This is a genomic window from Actinospica acidithermotolerans (assembly GCF_018139625.1).
Taxonomy (GTDB): Bacteria; Actinomycetota; Actinomycetes; order Streptomycetales; family Catenulisporaceae; genus Actinospica; species Actinospica acidithermotolerans.
Genome location: NZ_JAGSOH010000132.1, coordinates 1 through 18,329 on the forward strand (window position 1 = coordinate 1; position 18,329 = coordinate 18,329).

Annotated in this window: 16 protein-coding genes; 6 read left to right on the forward strand and 10 right to left on the reverse strand. The window is 71.9% G+C overall.

What is annotated here, in order from left to right; genetic code table 11:
* Window positions 1–15: 15 nt before the first annotated feature.
* Entirely contained in the window at window positions 16–294 is a 279-nt protein-coding gene (locus tag KDK95_RS29250; RefSeq protein ID WP_212521550.1) for a hypothetical protein, read from the reverse strand.
* A 14-nt stretch (window positions 295–308) separates the two neighbouring features.
* Window positions 309–2,213, reverse strand: a complete 1,905-nt coding sequence (locus KDK95_RS29255) for a transketolase (RefSeq protein WP_212521551.1) — start codon at window positions 2,211–2,213, stop codon at window positions 309–311.
* 133 nt (window positions 2,214–2,346) lie between these two features.
* Between KDK95_RS29255 and KDK95_RS29260 the strand changes: the two genes are divergently transcribed.
* Together KDK95_RS29260 and KDK95_RS29265 are read left to right on the forward strand one after the other, a co-directional pair.
* On the forward strand, window positions 2,347–2,961 hold the full coding sequence (locus KDK95_RS29260; protein WP_212521552.1) for a DJ-1/PfpI family protein: 615 nt from the start codon (window positions 2,347–2,349) through the stop codon (window positions 2,959–2,961).
* A 13-nt stretch (window positions 2,962–2,974) separates the two neighbouring features.
* Window positions 2,975–3,559: an MgtC/SapB family protein gene (locus tag KDK95_RS29265; RefSeq protein WP_212521553.1), complete on the forward strand. Its 585-nt coding sequence runs from the start codon at window positions 2,975–2,977 to the stop codon at window positions 3,557–3,559.
* A 265-nt stretch (window positions 3,560–3,824) separates the two neighbouring features.
* Here KDK95_RS29265 and KDK95_RS29270 read toward each other — a convergent pair whose 3' ends face one another.
* Together KDK95_RS29270 and KDK95_RS29275 are read right to left on the reverse strand one after the other, a co-directional pair.
* Window positions 3,825–5,150, reverse strand: coding sequence for a glycosyl hydrolase family 28-related protein (locus KDK95_RS29270; protein WP_212521554.1), 1,326 nt, complete (start codon window positions 5,148–5,150; stop codon window positions 3,825–3,827).
* 154 nt (window positions 5,151–5,304) lie between these two features.
* Window positions 5,305–6,180, reverse strand: a complete 876-nt coding sequence (locus KDK95_RS29275; protein ID WP_212521555.1) for a hypothetical protein — start codon at window positions 6,178–6,180, stop codon at window positions 5,305–5,307.
* Window positions 6,181–6,506: 326 nt separating this feature from the next.
* On the opposite strand from KDK95_RS29275, the gene KDK95_RS37930 reads away from it, so the two are divergent.
* Window positions 6,507–7,550, forward strand: a complete 1,044-nt coding sequence (locus KDK95_RS37930) for a helix-turn-helix transcriptional regulator (RefSeq protein WP_212521556.1) — start codon at window positions 6,507–6,509, stop codon at window positions 7,548–7,550.
* Between the two features lie 34 nt (window positions 7,551–7,584).
* Here KDK95_RS37930 and KDK95_RS29285 read toward each other — a convergent pair whose 3' ends face one another.
* From KDK95_RS29285 to KDK95_RS29310, 6 genes are read right to left on the reverse strand one after another with little or no spacing between them, the layout of a single operon-like run.
* Window positions 7,585–8,469: an ABC transporter permease gene (locus KDK95_RS29285; protein ID WP_212521557.1), complete on the reverse strand. Its 885-nt coding sequence runs from the start codon at window positions 8,467–8,469 to the stop codon at window positions 7,585–7,587.
* On the reverse strand, window positions 8,462–9,271 hold the full coding sequence (locus tag KDK95_RS29290; protein ID WP_212521558.1) for an ABC transporter ATP-binding protein: 810 nt from the start codon (window positions 9,269–9,271) through the stop codon (window positions 8,462–8,464). The genes KDK95_RS29285 and KDK95_RS29290 overlap by 8 nt, the downstream gene beginning before the upstream one ends.
* Window positions 9,268–10,359, reverse strand: a complete 1,092-nt coding sequence (locus KDK95_RS29295; protein ID WP_212521559.1) for an ABC transporter substrate-binding protein — start codon at window positions 10,357–10,359, stop codon at window positions 9,268–9,270. Before KDK95_RS29295 ends, KDK95_RS29290 begins: the two co-directional genes overlap by 4 nt.
* Entirely contained in the window at window positions 10,356–11,630 is a 1,275-nt protein-coding gene (locus KDK95_RS29300; protein ID WP_212521560.1) for a sulfate adenylyltransferase subunit 1, read from the reverse strand. Before KDK95_RS29300 ends, KDK95_RS29295 begins: the two co-directional genes overlap by 4 nt.
* Entirely contained in the window at window positions 11,630–12,544 is a 915-nt protein-coding gene (gene cysD, locus KDK95_RS29305; RefSeq protein ID WP_212521561.1) for a sulfate adenylyltransferase subunit CysD, read from the reverse strand. The genes KDK95_RS29300 and cysD overlap by 1 nt, the downstream gene beginning before the upstream one ends.
* The gene (locus tag KDK95_RS29310) at window positions 12,541–13,245 is read right to left on the reverse strand and encodes a phosphoadenylyl-sulfate reductase (RefSeq protein WP_212521562.1); all 705 of its coding nucleotides are present in this window, start codon (window positions 13,243–13,245) and stop codon (window positions 12,541–12,543) included. Before KDK95_RS29310 ends, cysD begins: the two co-directional genes overlap by 4 nt.
* Before the next feature lie 383 nt (window positions 13,246–13,628).
* On the opposite strand from KDK95_RS29310, the gene KDK95_RS29315 reads away from it, so the two are divergent.
* The 3 genes from KDK95_RS29315 to KDK95_RS29325 are packed head-to-tail and all read left to right on the forward strand — an operon-like array spanning window position 13,629 to window position 18,318.
* Window positions 13,629–14,864, forward strand: a complete 1,236-nt coding sequence (locus KDK95_RS29315) for an NAD-dependent epimerase/dehydratase family protein (RefSeq protein WP_212521565.1) — start codon at window positions 13,629–13,631, stop codon at window positions 14,862–14,864.
* Between the two features lie 23 nt (window positions 14,865–14,887).
* Window positions 14,888–16,360: an HlyD family secretion protein gene (locus KDK95_RS29320; RefSeq protein WP_212521563.1), complete on the forward strand. Its 1,473-nt coding sequence runs from the start codon at window positions 14,888–14,890 to the stop codon at window positions 16,358–16,360.
* A gap of 2 nt (window positions 16,361–16,362) precedes the next feature.
* Complete coding sequence (locus KDK95_RS29325; RefSeq protein WP_212521564.1) at window positions 16,363–18,318, forward strand: glycosyltransferase family 2 protein; 1,956 nt, start codon at window positions 16,363–16,365, stop codon at window positions 18,316–18,318.
* Window positions 18,319–18,329 lie beyond the last annotated feature (11 nt).

Consider the following 18,329-nt stretch of genomic DNA (forward strand, 5'->3'; position numbering starts at 1 on the left):
CCCCTCCCGGCCGGCTCAGCTCTTGGCGTGCTTCCTGCGGTAGTGGCCGTCGGCCATCTCGTGGCAGAGCACGCATTCCGGTGCCGTGTCAGGGGCCTGTAGCTCGCCTGCGTGCACCTGCTTGCCGCAGATGCACTCGGCGTCGTGCGGGGCCACCGTCTGCTCCGCGAACGCCGGATAGCACATCAGGCAGATGATGTGCCGGAAGTTGTCCGAGATCGCCTCGACCTCGTCCTCGCTCGATTGGACCGCGGTCTCGTCGGTCAGGATGCTCCCGGTGTCCGGGATGGTCATGGTCCCTCCGTTCCTCAGGCGGAATCGGCCGTGGCCCGGGTGACGGTCTCGCGCACCGTCCGGACGATGTGCCGGGCCGAGATCCCGGCGGCGTCCAGGTTGCGCTCCGGGGTGTCGGATCCGGGCACGTCGCGCACCGCGAGGCGCCGGACCAGGCACGGCACGTCGGTCAGCTCCGCCGCCACGGCCTCGCCGATCCCGCCCTCGGGCCGGTGGTCCTCGACCGTGACGACCAGGGGGGTTCGGGTGGCGCAGCGGCGCAGCGCCCGGGCGTCGATCGGCTTGACCGAGTACAGGTCCAGCACGCGCACCGGCAGGCCCTCGTGAGCCAGCTCGCGCGCGGCCTGCAGGCACTCGTGCAGGGTCACACCCGCGCCGACCAGCGTCGCGACGTCGTCCGCGCCCTCGCCCCACAGCTTAGATCCGCCGATGGGGAACTGCTCGTCGGACGGATAGAGCACCGGGTAGGAGCCGCGGGTGATCCGCAGGTAGCTGATGCCGGGCAGCCGGTTCGCGGCCACGGCGAGCTGCGCGGCGGAGTTCGCGTCGGCGGGGTAGAGCACCGTCGAGCCGTGCAGCGCCCGCATCATGGCGATGTCCTCCAGGCCCATCTGCGAGGGCCCGTCCGGGCCGATCTCCACGCCGCAGTGCGAGCCGGCCAGGTGGATCGGCGGTCCGTCGATGGAGGCGATCCGCAGGAAGTCGTGCGCCCGGCTGAGGAAGGCGGCGAAGGTCGCCGCGTGCACCCGCCAGCCGCGCACGGCGAAGCCCGCCGCCGAGGCGATCATCTGCTGCTCGGCGATGTACGACTGGACGAACCGCTCCGGGAACGCCTCCTCGAACTGGCCGGTGCCCGTCGAGTTGCCGACCTCGCCGTCCAGCACCACCACGTCCTGGTCCTCGCCGAGGGCGACCAGCGCCTTGCCGTAGGCCACCCGGGTGCCGACCTTCTCGCCCTGCTCGAATGTCGGGGCCTGCACGAACGGCGGGGTGGGGGAGGGCACGTGCCGCCGCCTGGTCGCGTCGCGCTCGTCCGCGCCGAGCGGGCCCGGGCCCATCACCCGCAGGTGGCTCGGGCCGCCGAGCTCGGCGACGGCCTGTTCGGCCAGGTCGGCGGGGAGCGGCTTGCCGTGCCATTCGGGGGAGTCGGCCACCGCGGAGCAGCCGTAGCCCTTGACCGTGCGCGCGAGGATCACGGTCGGCCGGTCGGAGATCAGCGCGGCGTCGTACGCGGCGTCGATCTCGCGCACGTCGTGCCCGTCGACCTCGACGACCTTGCAGCCGAACGCGCGGGCCCGCGCGGCGTACGCCGCGACGTCCCAGCCGTACTCGGTCTGCCCGGTCTGCCCGAGCCGGTTCACGTCGACGATCACCGTGAGGCGGGTCAGCTTGTTCAGCCCGGCCTTGTCCAGCGCCTCCCAGACCGAGCCTTCGGCCAGCTCGCCGTCGCCGCACAGGGTCCACACGTGGTACGGCTCGTCGTGCATCCGGGTGCCCGCCAGCGCGATGCCGGTGGCGTACGCGATGCCCTGGCCGAGCGAGCCGGTGGCCATCGGCACCCACGGCAGCTTCGGCGTCGGGTGCCCCTCGAGGCGGCCGCCGCGCCGGTAGGTGCCGAGCAGTTCGGCCTCGTCGATCACGCCGACGGCCCGGTACATCGCGTAGAGCAGCGGCGAGGCGTGGCCCTTGGAGAGGATGAAGTAGTCGTTGTCGCGCCGCGCCGGATCGCCCCAGTCGTAGCGCAGGTACCGGGTGAGCAGCACGGCGGCGAGCTCGGCCGCGGACATGCTGGAGGTCGGGTGCCCCGAGCCGGCGGCCGTGGTCGCCCGGATCGAGTCGACGCGCAGCTGCCGCGCGAGCGCGAGCACGGACTCGGGTTCGGTGGAGGGGGTGATGGGCGAGTGGACGGTAGAGGTCATTTGGGACGGGTTGCCCTGCGCGGGGCGATCAAACACCTCTCGCCGGGTTCGTTTAGCGGTGTCCGGAACGGACACATGAGCGCGGATCGCGCAGCAGCCGCCAGCGGGCGGATGCTGCGGACAGGAGGTCGGAATGGGCACCGAGATGGCGAGACAGGCGCAGGTCGAAGGCGTGCTGGCGGATCGGACCGTGGCCTTCCTGATGGGCGCGGAGGGTGCCGCTCAGGACGAGGCGCTGCACCCGTGGGCGGCGGTGCGCGCGGCGGGCGGCCGCGCGGTGCTGGTCCATCCGGATGAGGACGAGGCCGGCTTGTTCGAGGCGTTCGGCGGGGGCGGTGAGCCGCCGCTGGAGCGCGGGCTGAGCGAGGTCCACGTGGACGACTACGACGCGCTCGTGCTGTGCGGGAGCCATGAGACCGACGACCCGCTGCTCCAGGAGCCCGCCGCGATCGCCCTGGTCACGGCGTTCTTCCTGGCCCGCAAGCCGATCGCCGCGCTGTGCCGGGCGCCCGGCCTGCTGGTGCGCGCGGGGCTGGTGGACGAGCGGATGCTCACCTCCTGGCCTGGGCTGGCCGAGGAGATCACCGCGGCCGGCGGACTCTGGCACGACTGCCCGGTCGTGGTCTGCCGCTGCGGACCGAACGTCCTGGTCACCGGGCGCGGGCCGGAGGATGTGGCGGAGTTCTGCAGGGTGCTGGTCGACCAGATCGCGCACGGCGAGCACGCGGCCGACGAGGGCCGCGACTGACGGCAGCGGTCCGATGACACCACTGGCCGGCGGGATCGCGCAGAGCACCGGTGAGGGCTGGGCCCAGATCGCCGACTTCGGACTCGCCGTGCTGATGTCCGGGCTGATCGGCCTGGAGCGCGAGTGGCGGCAGAAGGACGCAGGCCTGAAGACGTACACCGTCGTCGGCATCGGCTCCGCGCTGTTCATGCTGATCAGCAAGTACGGGTTCGGCGACGTCGTGGCGCGCGGCACGGTGCAGCTCGATCCTTCCCGGGTGGCCGCGCAGATCGTGTCGGGCCTCGGTTTCATCGGCGCCGGGCTGATCTTCACGCAGCGCGGCTCGGTGCGCGGCCTGACCTCGGCGGCGGGCATATGGATGACCGCCGCGGTCGGTGCCGCGTGCGCGGCGGGGCTGCCGATCCTGGGCGCCCTGTGCACCGCGTGCTACCTCGCGCTGAGCTTCGCCAAGCCGCTCAACCGCAGGATCGCCGACCACGTCAACGGGACGGGCAACGGCGACGGGGGCGGGAACGGCGAAGGCAAGGGGAGCCGCGGCGCTGACGGAAGCGGGAGCGGCGGCGACGCCGACGAGGAGGACCGCATCGAGGACGGATAGCGGCGGACGGCGGACACCGGACGGCGGAGACCGGAAGGCAGACACCGGAAGGCAGACAAGACACCGGAAGGCAGAAACCGGACAGCGGACACCGGACAGCGGACGACGGCCGGCCGCGCGCCGCTCAGGCGGAGAGCACCGGGCCCCGTGCGAGCCCGAGCGTCGCAGCGTTGCGATCACTCTGCCGCGTAGGCGGAGAGCACCGGAGCCCTGTGCGAGCCCCAGCGTCGCGCTTTTCTTGCCGTGTTCGCGATTGCCCTGCTGTTCAGGCGGAGAGCACCGGGCCCTGCGTGAGTCCGAGCGTCGCGGTGGTCGTGTTCGGGATCGCCTTGCTGTCGGAGCCGGTGAACTGGCCCTTCCAGGTGGAGGGCATCGCGGCGCCGTGGTTGTGCACCAGGTTGCCGCTGTATTCGCCGCCGCCGTACCTGGCGAACTCGGCCGCGGTGAAGCCGGCGAAGCGCGCGAAGTCGACGGCCGCGGTGTTGCCGTCGAGGTCGTAGGTGTTGCCGACGATCTGGCCGGCCGGGTCGCGGTGATGGTGCTTCAGCGCGGCGGCGAAGCGGATCGCGGATTCGTTGGCTTGGCCGCGGAAGTAGTTGCCGACCGCCTGGAGCCCTCGGCTGTCGCAGGCGATGTGCACGTCGCCGCACACGTCGAGGTAGCAGCCCTCGACCCGCAGCGTCCAGGCGTTGCCCGCCGTCCCGTAGACGATGTGGCACTTGCCGGGCTCTGAGGAGAAGTGCGTCTCGAGCACGGCCCAGCCGCCGGCCCCGGCGTAGTCGCGGCCGAGCACCACCCCGTACCCGTGCCCGTTGACCTGGCAGCACACGGCGCGTCCATCCGTGCTGCCGCCGCCCGGGTACGTGCTCGACAGGCCGTCGGCGAGCAGGAACGTGCCCGCGCCGTACGAGTTGCAGAACAGGACCCTGCCGTTGACCGAGAAGCCGTTGCCGGTGCCGGAGGACTGGAACCGCACGAAGCCGCCCTGCCCGTCGCCGCCCTGCGGGTAGCCGTCGTACTCGAAGGCGCCGCAGTAGAGGTCGCGGCACTCGTCGAACGTGACGTCGGAGGTGTCGACGACGTCGGCGCCCCAGAGTCCGGAGACGACCTTGCCGTCCTCGGTCGTGCCGCGGAAGCCGAGGCCGTGCACGGTCAGGCCGTGCGGGTTCCCGGTCACGACCGTGCCGGAGCCGCTGGATCCGACTGTCAGCAGCACCGTGTCGGTGGACGTGAGCGGCGCGAGCACCGAGCCGGTGAGCGAGGCGGCGCTCGGCCCGTCGGCGTCGAACAGCGCGCTCTCGCCGATCAGCTGCCCGACGCCGCCCGAGACGGTCAGGCCCGAGGTGCGGTAGCAGCCGCCGGGCGCGGGCGGGAAGGCGACGCAGGACCCGGAGACCTCGGCCGCGGCGTCGAGCGCGGCCTGAATCGCCGCCGTATCGTCGGTCGAGCCGTCGCCGACCGCGCCGTAGGTCTGCACGTTGAAGACCGCGGTGGATGCCGCGGCGTGGGCGGGGGGACCGGCGGGCAGCGAGTAGAGGGCGCCGCCGAGGACGCCGGCGCGCATCGCCGCGCGCCGCGTGAGCGTTAACATCGCAGATCTCATCCTTAGTACGGGTATGGGCGGTTTCGGGGGAGAGGACGGCGGGGTACCGCGGGCCCGGTCAGCCGCGGGGCAGTTGTTCGAGCCAGGGCACCGCCGCCTGTGACGCGCACCGTGCCGCCTGTGACGCGTGCCGCGGGCGCGGTCAGCCGCGGAGCAGTTGTTCGAGCCAGGGCACCGCCGCCTGCGGCCGGGCCGTCCCGCAGCTGGGACAGGCCGTGCCGCCGGAGGGGATGTTGAGCCAGTAGCCGTCGACGGCGCCGCGCACCGAATCCGCGTCCTCGGCGAGCACCGACGCGGCGATCGCCCGGCCCGAGGGGTTCGTGCTCAGCCCGGCCAGCACCTTGACGGCGGGGTTCGCCGCCTTCGCCTGCTTCGCCGCCGCGAGGACGAACGAGGTGTACTGGGCGCTGCCCTCGAGGCCCTGTGCCTGGATGTCCACGATGTCCGCGTCCCTGGCGGCCTGGCCGATCAGGTCGAGGCTCAGGAAGCGCTGGGCGACGGTGCCGGTCCCGTCCGGGTCGAGAACCCGCACGAGGTCCATCGCGGGCGCCGCGATGAACACCACGCCACGGGCGCGGGCCAGCCGGTATCCCTCGGCCTCGTATTCCCCGGGATTGCGCTGCTGCGCTTTCGGAGTGAGCGGCCAGTCCTCGTCGTCGTAGAGCACGGCGGCGGCGCCCCGGGCGAATCCGGCGGGCCGCAGGTCCGTCACCGTGACCGACCGCGGGCTTATCCAATTGCTGATGTCCGCAGATTCCGCCGCGGTATTGGCTTCGCCGACAATATACGTGCGTGCGTTATTGAAGAGTTCTGATAGTTGATTGTTTGACATTCCCCCGCTCTCCAAATCGGCGAGGGCCGCGCGGTTGACGACCCAGGTCAACGCGGTCGCGGCCCTCGCCGAACCGGTCGCCGAAGCGGTTCCCGCCGAGCTCGGCGCGGGTGTGGGCGAGCCCGAGGCGCAGCCCGCCAGGGCCAGCAGCAGGCCGGAGCCGAGCAGCGCCGGGCGTCGCCACATCCGTCCACGGGGCATCGTTACGCGCAGGTAACCCATCAGCAGCCTTTGATCCGGAGAATATCGGGTACCGAAGTATCGGACACGGTAGGGATACGAAGTAAAAGGAGATCCATCGCCCGATGCGGTCCTCGACGACCCACGCTTCGAAGGCTAACATCGGCGCCGGATCCTCCTCGGAAAAGGAGTCCGGGAATCGCACCTACGGTGAGCTGAGGCTCCGTCACCACGCGGAGCGGACCGGGCCTCGGCCCGGAACTCACGGACGCCCCGGGGAGCCCAGGTCCGCGAACGGTGTCCTTTCGCCACCCACAGAAAGGTACTGACGCGTGAGCACAGAGGTTGCCGAGCCGCCGCAAGGCGGCCCGGCCGACGCGTTGAGCCGGTCCGAGGAGTCGGTCTACCTCGGACTTTGCCGGAAGGGCGCCGCGAGCGCCGAGGAATTGGCCGCGGCCGAGCACCTGCACCTGGACGCCGTCTTCCAGGCGCTGCTCGGGCTGCGCATCAGGGGCCTGGTCCGCGGGCCGGCGCTCGACGGCCGGGCCACCTGGCGCGCGCTGGCCCCCGACCTGGCCCTGGAGAGCACGCTGGCCCGCCGGGAGCGCTCCGAGCGGACCGCGCGGGACGCGCTGACCCGGCTGCTGGACGGCTACCTGCGCGAGCGCGGCCAGCGCGATCCGGTGGCCGCGGGACTGGTCGAGGTCGTCACCGGCCTGGACAGCATCGGCGAGGTCTGGGCCACGCTGCAGGCCGGCGCCCGCAGCTCGGTCGACGTCTTCGACAAGCCGCCGTTCGTGCAGTCCGACGACGAGGACCCGGCCCCGGAGATCGAGATGCTCGCCCGCGGGGTCAAGGCCCGCGGCGTCTACGAGCGGGCCTCGCTGCTCGATCCGGCGAAGCTCGCCGAGGTGCAGGAGATGATCACGGCGGGGGAGACGGCGGTGATGGTGCCGGAACTGCCGTTCAAGCTGGCCGTGGTGGACCGGCGCCGGGCGCTGCTTCCGCTCGGGGCCGGCACCGAGCTGACCGCCGCGCTCATCGTGCGCCCGTCCCCGCTGCTCGACGCCCTCATCGAGGTCTTCGAGACGCAGTGGGCCCGCGGCATGCCGGTGCCCAGACCCGCCGGCCGCACCGGCGCCAGGGCCGAGGGCCAGGACGCGGGCCGCGAGGCCGCGCCCGACGCCGAGGGGCGCTCGGCCTGGGAGGGCCTGCTCACCATGCTCTCCGCCGGGATGACCGACGAGGCGATCGCCCGGCAGCTGGGCGTCTCTGCGCGCACCGTGCAGCGGCGCATCAGCGACCTGATGGAGACGCTCGGCTCGCGCAACCGCTTCCAGGCGGGGGTGCAGGCCGTGCGGCACGGCCTGCTCTGACTCTGCGGGTATCGCGACGGTCCGCGGCATCGGCTCAGGCACGCTCCAGCCCGCGCCGATGCCGCAGCCCGCGCTCGACCGGCGCGAATCCGAGGACGTTCACCAGCACGCCGAGGCCGAGGATCAGCAGGACCGTGGCGAAGGCGAGCGCCATGTCCTGGTTCTCGCGGGCCAGCTCCAGGGTCTGGCCGATACCCGGGCCGAGCGTCGGGGATACGGCGATGAGCTCGGCCGCCATCAGCGAGCGCCAGGAGAAGGCCCAGCCCTGCTTGAGCCCCGACACGTACGCCGGCAGCGCCGCCGGCAGCAGCACCCGCCGGACCAGCACGAGTCCGCGCGCGCCGAGGTTGCCGCCGACCTTCCGGTAGATCGGCGGCACCTGGTCGATGCCGTCGATCAGCCCGATCACCACCGAGGGCACGGCGCCGAGCAGCATCACGGTGTAGATCGTCGCCGGGGTGATCCCGAACCACATGATCGCGATCGGCACCCACGCCACGGACGGCAGGTTCTGCAAGCCGGACAGCAGCGGCGCGACGGCCGATCGCAGCGTACGGCTGCCCGCCGCGGCCAGGCCGATGAGCGTGCCGAGGAGCACGGACGCGCCGAAGCCGATCACCGCCCGGGAGATCGAGCCGAGCAGCGCGTCGCCGATCCCGTATCGCGTCCAGTCCGCGACGAGCGCGTCGTAGACGTCGCCGGGCCCCGGCAGCACCCAGCCCGGCTTGATCCGGGCGAGCACGAGCAGGTTCCACAGGCCGAGCAGCGCGGCGGCCGCGAGCAGCGGCGGCAGCAGGATGCGCAGCAGCCGCCGCAGCGGCTCGGCCCGCGTGCTGCGCGCCGTCTCCAGCGCGTCGAGACCGGCCTCGAGCGTCGCGAGGTCGCGTTGCGCGGGGATACGCGGGGTCTCGTCAGGCATGGCGGCTGATCTCCCGTCGCAGCTCGCCGGTGATCTCCGCCGCCAGTCCTGCGACTGCGGCGTCCTCGATCCGGCGCGGCTGCGGCAGGTCCACGCTCCACTCGCGGGCCACCCGGCCGGGCCGCGAGGAGAGCAGCACGACGCGCTGCCCGAGGCGCACGGCCTCGCGGACGTTGTGCGTGACGAACACGATCGCCAGCGGACGGCCCTCGCGCGCGTTGCCCTCCCACAGCGAGACCAGTTCCTCGTGCAGCACGTCGCGGGTGATCGCGTCGAGCGCGGCGAAGGGCTCGTCCATGAGAAGCACGGCGGAGTTCTGAGCCAGCGCCCGCGCCATCGCGACCCGCTGCCGCATCCCGCCGGACAGCTCGTGCACCCGCTTGTCCGCGGCCCCGTCCAGCCGGACCAGGCTCAGCAGCCGCCGCGCCTGCTCGCGCCGCTCCGCTTTCGCCACCTTGCGCAGCCGCAGCGCGAGCTCGACGTTCCCGGCGGCCGTGAGCCAGGGGAACAGCGCGCTCTCCTGGAACATCAGCGCCGCATGGCCGCCGTCCACCGAGATCTGCCCGGCGCTCGGCCGGTCGAGGCCCGCGATCAGGTTGAGCAGCGTCGACTTGCCGCAGCCGGACGCGCCGAGGACGCACAGCAGCTCGCCCGCCGCGACCTGCAGGTCGATCTCGTCGAGCACCGGCACCGCGTCCGCGCCGCCGAAGGTCTTGCAGACCCCTGACAGCCGGACCGCCGGCGGGCGGGCCGGGTCGAGGGTCGCGGCCGCGGCGTGTTCGAGGAAGTCCGAAGTGGTCATGGGGTACCGAGTCCGTCCGCGCCCGCGGCCGGCCGGCCGGCCGCAGAGAGCGCATCGTCGAGAGCGGAGAGGTCGTAGATCCCGGATATGGACGTGCTGCTTGTGCTCAGGCCGACCGCCACCGCGTGCTGCAGCTCGGTGCGCAGGCTGGAGGCGATCGGATCGTTCGTCACCGACTGCTCGCTCCAGGCGCGGGAGAGGACGGCGGGTTCCAGGCGGACGCCGCTGAGCTCGGCGATCCGGCCCTCCACCACCTGCTCGGCCCGCGCCGGGTTCGCGGTGATCCAGGCGTTCGCGGCGATCTGGCCGGCGATCAGCTCCCGGACCGTCTGCGGGTGCGCGGCCAGGTAGTCGCTGCGTACGACGAGAACCGTGGTCGCGAACCGTCCTTGCGGCCAGAGCGTGCGCTCGTCGACGAGCACGTGCCCGCCGCCGTCGATCACCAGCCGCGAGGCCCACGGCTCGGGCACCCACGCCCCGGCGATCCGGCCGGTGCGCAGCAGCGAGAGCGTGGTCGGATTGCCGCTCGGCTCGACGTCGACCTCGCCGGTGCCCTGCAGCGTCGTGTGAATGCCCTGCTGGAGCAGCCACGAGCGCAGCGCGATGTCCTGGGTGTTGCCGAGCTGCGGGTCGGCGAGCGTCTTGCCGCGCAGGTCGGCGACGGTCCTGATACCCGGCGCGACGACGAGCTCGGCGCCGCCGGTCTCGGCGCCCGCGACGATCTCCAGGCCGGTGCCGTGCGAGGCGGAGTAGGCGCTGAGCGCGGAGGACGGCCCGACGTACGCGGCGTCCAGCTGCCCGGACAGCAGCGCGGTCATCTCGTCCGGGCCGTCCGCGAAGACGACCGTGCTGAGCTTCGTCGAGCCGAGCCGGGCGCGGTAGAAGCCCTCGGCGAGGCCCGCGATCGGCGTGCTGTGGGTGAGGTTGGCGAAGTAGCCGAGACGCAGCGAGGCGGCCGCGGTGCCGCTTCCGGTGGCGGCCGGGACGGCGGAGGCGGGCTCCATCTGCGCCGCGTGGGCGCAGCCGCCGAGCAGGGCGATCAGCGCGGCACCCGCCAGGGCCCGCAGCCGTCTCGTGCGTTTCGTCACGGCCGGCCGCCGATCAGGCCCGCCGTGAGCGTGTCGCCGATCGACGGGTCGATCAGCACGAACGAGCCGGTGTGCCGGTTGACCGCGTAGTCGTCGGCGGCGATCGGCTCGGCCGTCCGCAGCCGGATCCGGGCGATGTCGTTGACGTGCAGCGCCTCGGGGCCCGCCCCGGTTTCCAGCGTCGTGACGTCGAGGGTGTGCACGAGCTCGGTCACGATCGCCTGCACGGTGCGTGTCGTGTGCCGCAGCAGGACCCGGTCCCCGGCGCGCAGCGTCCGCTCGGCGAGGTGGCACACGGTGGCCGTCAGCTCCCGCGTGGGTTCGGGAGCTGATCCGGCCGTCGCGATCAACTCGCCGCGCGCCACGTCGAGGTCGTCGGCGAGCCGCAGCGTGACCGACTGCGGCGCGAACGCCTCGTTGACCGGCCGTCCGGCGATGTCGATGCCCGCGATCGTCGAGCGACGGTTCGAGGGCAGTACCACCACGTCGTCGCCGGGCCGCAGCACGCCGGAGACCAGTTGCCCCGCGTACCCCCGGTAGTCGTGCTCCCCGACCCGGATCACGTACTGCACCGGGAACCGCGCCCGCTGCTCGGCGGGATCCGGCGCGGGCGGCACCTCCTCGAGATGCCGCAGCAGGGTCGGACCCTGGTACCAGTCCATCGCGGCGGACGGCTCCACCACGTTGTCCCCGCGCAGCGCGCTGATCGGGATCGACACCGGGTCGTCCACGCCGAGCCGCTCGAGGTAGCGCTCGAAGTCCGCGGAGATCTCGGCGTAGACGTTCTTGTCGAACCCGACGAGGTCCATCTTGTTCACCAGCAGCACGATCTGCGGCACGCGCAGCAGCGCCGCGACGGCCGCGTGCCGGCGGGTCTGCTCGACCACGCCGTGCCGCGCGTCGACCAGGATGACGGCCAGCTGCGCGGTCGAGGCGCCGGTGACCATGTTCCGGGTGTACTGCACGTGTCCCGGCGTGTCGGCCAGGATGAACCGGCGCTTCGGGGTCGCGAAGTAGCGGTAGGCGACGTCGATCGTGATGCCCTGCTCGCGCTCGGCGCGCAGGCCGTCGGTCAGCAGCGCCAGATCCGGCGCTGCCAGGCCGCGCTCGCGGGAGACGCGCTCCACCGCGGCGAGCTGGTCCGGCATCACGACTCTGAGATCGTGCAGCAGCCGGCCGACGAGGGTCGACTTGCCGTCGTCCACGGAGCCGGCCGTGGCGAGCCGGAGCAGCGATCCGGTGGCCAGGGCGGGCTCAAGGAGCGTGGTCATCAGAAGTACCCTTCGCGTTTGCGGTCTTCCATGGCGGCTTCGGACATGCGGTCGTCGGCCCGGCTGGCGCCGCGTTCGGTGAGCGTGGACGCGGCGATCTCGGCGATGACCTCGGGCACGGTGCGAGCGGTGGAGTCGACGGCGCCGGTGCAGGACATGTCGCCGACGGTCCGGTAGCGCACGGAGCGGATCTCGACGGGCTCGCCGTCCCTGGGTCCGCCCCAGGCTCCGGGGGCGAGCCACATGCCGCCGCGGCGGAAGACCTCGCGGCGGTGCGCGAAGTAGATCGACGGCAGGATGATCGGCTCCTGGTCGATGTACTGCCAGACATCCAGCTCGGTCCAGTTGCTCAGCGGGAACACGCGCACGTGCTCGCCGGGCCGGTGCCTACCGTTGTAGAGCGACCACAATTCAGGGCGCTGCCGGCGCGGGTCCCACTGGCCGAACTCGTCCCGCAGGGAGAACACGCGCTCCTTCGCGCGGGCTTTCTCCTCGTCGCGCCGTCCGCCGCCGAACACGACATCGAAGCGGTTGTCGCGGATGGCGTCGAGCAGCGGCACGGTCTGCAGCGGGTTGCGGGTTCCGTCGGCGCGCTCGTGCAGGCGGCCCTCGTCGATGTACTGCTGGACGCCGGCGACCAGCAGCCGTACCCCGGCGCGCTTGACGGCGAGGTCGCGGTAGGTCAGAACCTCGGGGAAGTTGTGACCCGTGTCGACGTGCAGCACGGGGAACGGGATCGGGGCGGGGGCGAAGGCGCGGCTCGCCAGGTGCAGCATCACGATCGAGTCCTTGCCGCCGGAGAACAGCAGCACCGGGCGCTCGAACTCGGCGACGGCCTCGCGGAAGATGTGCACGGCCTCGGCTTCCAGCACGCCGAGGTGGCTCAGCTCGTGCGGGCGGGTCAGCGTGCTCATGCGTGCAGTCCGCACTCGGTCTTGGCGAACCCGGCCCAGCGTCCGGCCCGCGGGTCCTCCCCGGGGGCGGTGCGCCGGGTGCAGGGGGCGCACCCGATCGAGGTGTATCCGTCCTGGAAGAGCGGGTTGACCAGCACGCCGTGCTTCTCGGCGTACTCCTGCACGTCTTCGTCGGTCCACGCGGCGATCGGCGAGATCTTCACCATGCCGCGCTTGGCGTCGAAGTCCACGACGCGGATGTCCTTGCGGGTCGGGGCGTCCACCCGGCGCATCCCGTTGATCCACGCCGTGTACGGGGAGAGCCCGCGCTCGAGCGGCTCGACCTTCCGCAGCGCGCAGCAGCGCTCCGGGTCACGGTCGTGCAGCCGGGGACCGTACTCGGCGTCCTGCTCGGCGACGGTCTGCCTCGGGGTGACCGAGACCAGGTTCACGTCGTAGACCGCGGCGACCGCGTCACGCGTGCCGATCGTCTCGGCGAAGTGGTAGCCGGTGTCCAGGAAGAGCACGTCGATCCCGGGCACCACGGTCTGCGCCAGGTGCACCAGGTGCGTGTCCGCCATCGACGACGCCAGCACGAGTCCGGGGCCGAAGACTTCGCCGGCCCAGCGCAGGATCTCGGTGGCGTCGGCGTCGGCGAATTCGCCCTCCGCCATCTCGGCCAGTTCGCGCAGGCCGCCCGGCGGCGCGTGGGGCGGAAGCATGGCGTTCCTCCTTCATCGTCTCGCATTCCCGAACACATTGCATTTTGTGATACCGCCTTTCGAAGAATTTTGTCAATGGTGGTAATGGCCGGAACTCGTCATGTCGGAAACCTGACAGGGTTGCTCAGGCTGCGGATCGTGCTGGCGGAATGCGTCATGTCAGAAACTCGACACGACGCTGCTGCCTGCGAGTTTACCGAAAACCTTGGGAGCCGAAACAAGTATGAAATCGGCCGTGCTTGACAGCGCGACGCGCCGTTCGTACGTTCGCGTCCGCTGGGCCGTCGAATTCACCCACATCTTCGAGGCCTGGTTCAGCGATTACCCATGCCGCTGTCGCGCGGTCCATTCCGGGCGTGTTTCCGAAAGGTTCACCTGTCATGATGCGCATTCTTGTCCTCGGCGGCGACGGCTTCTGCGGCTGGCCGACCGCGCTGCACCTGTCCGATCTGGGCCACGACGTGACCATCGTGGACAACCTCAGCCGGCGGGCCATCGACCTGGAGCTGGAGGTCGACTCGCTCACCCCGATCCGGCCGGTCTCGGAGCGGATCCGGGTCTGGCGCGAGGTCTCCGGACGCGAGATCGGCTTCGTCCGGCTCGACCTGGCGGCCGAGTACGACCGGCTGGTCGCGCTGCTGCTCGAGCACCGCCCGGACGCGATCGTGCACTTCGCCGAGCAGCGGGCCGCGCCGTACTCGATGCGCTCGCAGACCGCCAAGCGCTACACCGTGGACAACAACGTGCGCGCCACCCACAACCTGCTCGCCGCGCTGGCCGCCACCGGCATCGACGCGGCGCTCGTGCACCTGGGCACGATGGGCGTCTACGGGTACGGCTGGTCCGGCTCGGCGCCGATCCCGGAGGGCTACCTCACGGTCAAGCTCGACACCCCGGACGGCGAGCTGAAGCGGGAGATCCTGCACCCGGCCAACCCCGGATCCGTCTACCACCTGACGAAGACGCTCGACCAGCTGATGTTCGCCTTCTACGCCTCGAACGACCAGTTGCGCATCACCGACCTGCACCAGGGCATCGTGTGGGGGACGCAGACCCCGCAGACCGAGCGGGACGAGCGGCTGATCAACCGCTTCGACTACGACGGCGACTACGGCACCGTGCTCAACAGGTTCCTGATGCAGGCCGCGGTCGGCCATCCGCTGACCGTGCACGGCACCGGCGGCCAGACCCGCGCGTTCATCCACATCAGGGACACCGTGCGCTGCGTCCAGATCGCGCTGGAGAACCCGCCCGAGCCCGGCGCCAAGCCGGCCGTGTTCAACCAGATCACCGAGACGCACCGGGTGGCCGACCTGGCCAAGCTGGTCAGCGGCCTGACCGGGATCGAGATCGCGCACCTGCCGAACCCGCGGCAGGAGGCGGTGGAGAACGACCTCGTGGTCCGCAACGACCGCTTCCTCGCCCTGGGCCTGAACCCGACGACGCTCTCCGAGGGCCTGCTCGCCGAGATCACCGAGATCGCCGAGCGCTACCGGCACCGCGTCGACCCGCACAAGATCATCGCGCGTTCGGTCTGGCGGCCCGGCATGGAGACCTCGCCGGACCTGGTGGACGCGCTGCCCGAGCCGAAGGCCGCCGAGGCGCTCGCCGCGTCCTGAGCAGAACGAGAGGCACGAGTCTGATGGCGAAGAGGATCCGCGCCCGCGGCATGAACGCGGCGCTGGCCAGCGGCGAGGCGGGGGTCGGCGAGATGACGCCGGCCCGCTCCCCGCTGCGGCCCAAGCAGTTCGGCGTCGCGCTGGCCGCCGCGGTGGTCGGCAGCGGCCTCGGCATGTTCACCTACCACGCGGTCTCCTCGACCACGACCGCGTACTCCGGACTGGTGAGCCCGACCCAGACCTACTACCTCAACTTCGCCGCGGACGGCACGGTGCTCGCCCTCGACGTGAAGGCCGGGCAGCACGTGAAGCAGGGCGAGGTGCTCGCGACGCAGGACAGCGGCGTCGCGCAGGCCAACCTCTCCGCCGCCCAGGCGGCCGTCGCCGCCGACGCCGCGGTCGTCCAGGCGGACGAGAGCCCGCAGGCCACGGCGTCCACGGCGGCGACGGACGCGCTGAGCGTGAGCCAGTCGCAGTCCGCCGTCACCGCGGCGCAGAACGCGCTGTCGGTGGAGCAGTCCTCCGCGCAGCACACGGTCGCCGCCCAGAGCGCCGCCGTCACCAGCGCGGAGAACGCCTACCAGTCGGACACCGCCCGGTACGCCGCGGACTGCTCGTCCACGGCCACCGCCGGCGCCGCGACGCCGGCCGCCACCGCGGCCGCGACCCCAGCCGTCTCCGCGAACAGCTCGGCGAGTGCGGACTCCACCAAGCCGGCCGCGAGCGCGACCGGCTCCGCGACCACGAGCACCCAGCAGGAGCAGTACTGCTCGAACCTGCAGTCCACCGTCAACCGCGACGCCACCGCCGTCTCCTCCGCGCAGGCCGAGCTCGCGAACGTGCAGTCCTCGGTCCAGCTCGCGGAGCAGCGCGACTCCTCCGACCTGGCCTCCAGCCAGAACGTGCTCACCGCGGCCGAGGCCAGGCAGGCGGCGGCCACCGCGCCGGTCACCGCCGCCGCGATCGACACCGCGAAGGCGACTCTCGCCACCGCCCAGGCACAGGTGGCCACCGACCAGGAGGCGCTGGCTAACACGAAGATCCTCGCCCCGGCCGACGGCGAGATCGCCGAGACCGCCGGCGCCGTCGGCGAGGTCGTCGGCCCCAGCGGCGTGCACGGCTACCAGGGGCCGGGCGAGCAGTCCGGCACCCAGTCCGGCAGCGGCTCGGGCTTCGAACTGTTCGTCCCGTCCACCAGCGGCGGCAACGGCGGCACGACGAGCCAGAACACGTACATGCCGCTGCTCACGCTCTACACCGCGCCGCTGACGGTCGTCGCGCAGGTCCCGGAGACCGACATGTCCTCCGTGCACGACGGCGCCACCGCGAACATCACCGTCACGGCGCTGAACCTCAGCGTCTCCGGCAAGGTCGAGAACACCGAGCCCGCCGCCGTGGAGAGCAGCAGCACCACCTACTACGACGTGACCATCAGCCTCGACTCGAACGATTCCCGCCTGATGGCCGGGATGAGCGCCCAGGTCACGATCGGCTGACGATGTACGACGGAAGGAACCTCGTACTGCTGTCGGCCACGATGGCGGCGCTCATCGTCGTCATCTGGCAGCCGCTCAACCGCCGCTTCGACGACTCCGACAAGGGCACGGACCGCCTGGTCGAGCTGCCGCCGTTCCGCAAGCCCTCCAACGCGCGCCTCGCGGTCTTCTTCATCGTGGGACTCGGCGTGAGCACGGTGATCATCGGCATGCGGCACCCGCAGCCGCTCCAGGTCTACCAGGGCCTGGTCGCGAGCCTCGTGCGGGCCGCGGACCGGCAGCCGAGCACGGCGACGATCTACGCCCAGCACCTGACGCCGCTGGTCCCGGCCGCCGTCGTCGGCTACCTGGTGACGATGTCGCTCGTGCTGCCGGCGACGATCGGCAGGCGCCTGATGATCCTTGCGCACGCGCCGCTGTTCATCGCCGTCTCAGCGCTCTCCGACACATTCGTCGGGCTCGCCGAGGTCGCCTTCCGCATCCCGCCCGAGGTCGCGCCGGTGCTCACGATCTACCTCGAGTACCTGCTCGGCTTCATGATGGTCTTCCGGCTCGTCTTCACCACCTACGCGCTGCCGCGGGTGACCCGCCAGCCGATCGGCCGGCGCGGCGACTGGCGGGACTCCGTCGAGATGCTGCTCGTGCTCGCCGCGTCGACCGGGATCGTCTTCCCCTTCGCGCTCTGGCTGATCGCGAGGGTCGGCGACCACCCCGTCCTCGAGTTCGTCATCCTGGTCAGCCTGCGCACGGCGATATCAGACTTCGTGTACGTGCTGCTCGGCCTGTGCAGATGGGCCGGCGGCGGACGCCCGCGACCGGGGGATCGGCACCCTCCGCTCGACATCATCATCCCCGCCTACAACGAGGAGTTCGGCATCGAGCGGCTGCTGCGCTCGATCGACCGGGCCGCCGGCCGCTACGGGGGCCCGGTGCACGTCGTGCTCTGCGACGACGGATCCACCGACGCGACCGGCGAACTGGCCGAGGCGACGATGCGCGCCTACGCCCACGCCACCGGCGAGGTCATCCTCGGCACGCACGGCGGCAAGGCGAAGGCGCTCAACCAGGCGCTCGGCCGCTGCACGGCGGAGTTCGTCTTCCGCCTCGACGCCGACTGCGCCGTGGACCAGGACTGCTTCCGGTACGCGATCCCGCACTTCCTGTCCGACCCGCGCATCGGCCTGGTCGGCGCGCTCACCGTCCCCAAGGAGCCGTACTACACCTGGATCGACCGGATGCGCTGCATGGAGCAGATCTTCAACTTCGGCTTCTCCCAGGTCATGCTCGCCGAGGTGGACGCCGTCCCGTGCATCCTGGGCAGCTTCATGGGCTTCCGCCGGCAGGCCGCGCTCGACCTCGGCGGCTTCGTCAGCGGCATGTTCGGCGAGGACGCGGAGTTCACCTGCGCCCTCGGCCGCCGCGGCGCCCGCGCGGCCCTGGACCCGCGCATCGTCTCCTACGAGGACGTGCCGCCGAACCTGCGCGACCTGCGCGTGCAGCGGTTCCGCTGGAGCATGGCCGGGATGATGAACTTCGGCCGGTTCACGCCCTGGGGCAACGGCGCCCCGGGCCCGCGCTTCTGGTACCAGCTGCCGAAGAGCGCGGGCATGAGGTTCTTCTCGCCCGCGCACTTCTTCATGATGGTGCTGGCCCTGCAGTACGCGGCGATCGCGCCGGGCGTCGCGCACAACGTGGTCCGGCTCGCGTGGCTGATCTTCGTCTCGTTCCTGCCGGGCACGGTGCCCAGGGTCCTGATGCTGCTCTACTACCGCAGGCTCGGCGTGCTGCTCTGGGTGCCGATGTGGCTGGTCTTCTCGATGCTCAAACGGGTCTACCTGCTGGAGGCCGCACTGGGGTGCGGGGTGCGACCGGTGCGTCCCCCTCTCGCTCTGCGCGGCCCGGTCCCTCGGTCGGCAGGCGGGCGGTCTCCCGCGCGGACCGCACTGACAGAGCGCTGACGGGGTGGGGG

Bases quoted from the DNA above. Each gene is read 5' to 3' on its own strand.
- KDK95_RS29250 (WP_212521550.1), bottom strand. From the start codon at position 294: ATGACCATCCCGGACACCGGGAGCATCCTGACCGACGAGACCGCGGTC.
- KDK95_RS29255 (WP_212521551.1), bottom strand. From the start codon at position 2,213: ATGACCTCTACCGTCCACTCGCCCATCACCCCCTCCACCGAACCCGAG.
- KDK95_RS29260 (WP_212521552.1), top strand. From the start codon at position 2,347: ATGGGCACCGAGATGGCGAGACAGGCGCAGGTCGAAGGCGTGCTGGCG.
- KDK95_RS29265 (WP_212521553.1), top strand. From the start codon at position 2,975: ATGACACCACTGGCCGGCGGGATCGCGCAGAGCACCGGTGAGGGCTGG.
- KDK95_RS29270 (WP_212521554.1), bottom strand. From the start codon at position 5,150: ATGTTAACGCTCACGCGGCGCGCGGCGATGCGCGCCGGCGTCCTCGGC.
- KDK95_RS29275 (WP_212521555.1), bottom strand. From the start codon at position 6,180: ATGTGGCGACGCCCGGCGCTGCTCGGCTCCGGCCTGCTGCTGGCCCTG.
- KDK95_RS29285 (WP_212521557.1), bottom strand. From the start codon at position 8,469: ATGCCTGACGAGACCCCGCGTATCCCCGCGCAACGCGACCTCGCGACG.
- KDK95_RS29290 (WP_212521558.1), bottom strand. From the start codon at position 9,271: ATGACCACTTCGGACTTCCTCGAACACGCCGCGGCCGCGACCCTCGAC.
- KDK95_RS29300 (WP_212521560.1), bottom strand. From the start codon at position 11,630: ATGACCACGCTCCTTGAGCCCGCCCTGGCCACCGGATCGCTGCTCCGG.
- cysD (WP_212521561.1), bottom strand. From the start codon at position 12,544: ATGAGCACGCTGACCCGCCCGCACGAGCTGAGCCACCTCGGCGTGCTG.
- KDK95_RS29310 (WP_212521562.1), bottom strand. From the start codon at position 13,245: ATGCTTCCGCCCCACGCGCCGCCGGGCGGCCTGCGCGAACTGGCCGAG.
- KDK95_RS29315 (WP_212521565.1), top strand. From the start codon at position 13,629: ATGCGCATTCTTGTCCTCGGCGGCGACGGCTTCTGCGGCTGGCCGACC.
- KDK95_RS29320 (WP_212521563.1), top strand. From the start codon at position 14,888: ATGGCGAAGAGGATCCGCGCCCGCGGCATGAACGCGGCGCTGGCCAGC.
- KDK95_RS29325 (WP_212521564.1), top strand. From the start codon at position 16,363: ATGTACGACGGAAGGAACCTCGTACTGCTGTCGGCCACGATGGCGGCG.